Genomic DNA, 420 nt, shown 5'->3' with positions numbered 1-420 from the left:
TCGATTGCCGTTACAGATAGAAACTTGGATAGTAAAGGTAACCCCATTCAATGCAACATGTTTAACTGACAGTATCTAAAAGAATCTATGAACAATAGAGACTAATGGCAAGGGAACATGCTATAATTGAAGAACAATAGCATAACGGTTACTCAAGGGTGGTCGGCACACTCCCATGAAAGGGGGTGTTGCTGTATGACAGTATTTGAAGGAATTTCCCTTATGTTGACGTTCGGGCTTCTGATCGTTGCAATGCTGTCATTTCACAACCATAAAAAATAATCCACCCTTGAGTTAGAGGCTCAGGTGGATTATTCCTCCATCGGCCGATCCCCCTTGCAGGGAACCGAGCTATTGTTTGACTGAAGGTGTGATGGCACCTTCAGTCTTTTTACTTTACTCATTTCTTATGATCAGTAT

General features: G+C 41.7%; 1 protein-coding gene. It reads left to right on the top strand.

The features are described from left to right. Nucleotides 1-195: 195 nt before the first annotated feature. Entirely contained in the window at nt 196-282 is an 87-nt protein-coding gene (locus tag CHH91_RS21515) for a putative holin-like toxin (RefSeq protein WP_222869330.1), read from the top strand. Nucleotides 283-420 lie beyond the last annotated feature (138 nt).

The sequence above is a fragment of the Virgibacillus sp. 7505 genome, assembly GCF_002272135.1.
Classification (GTDB): Bacteria; Bacillota; Bacilli; order Bacillales; family Amphibacillaceae; genus Terribacillus.
The sequence above is the reverse complement of the archived record's forward strand: the minus strand, read 5'-3'. Positions and strand labels throughout refer to the sequence as shown.

Coding starts and splice junctions, on each gene's coding strand:
- CHH91_RS21515 (WP_222869330.1), top strand. CDS start 196: ATGACAGTATTTGAAGGAATTTCCCTTATGTTGACGTTCGGGCTTCTG.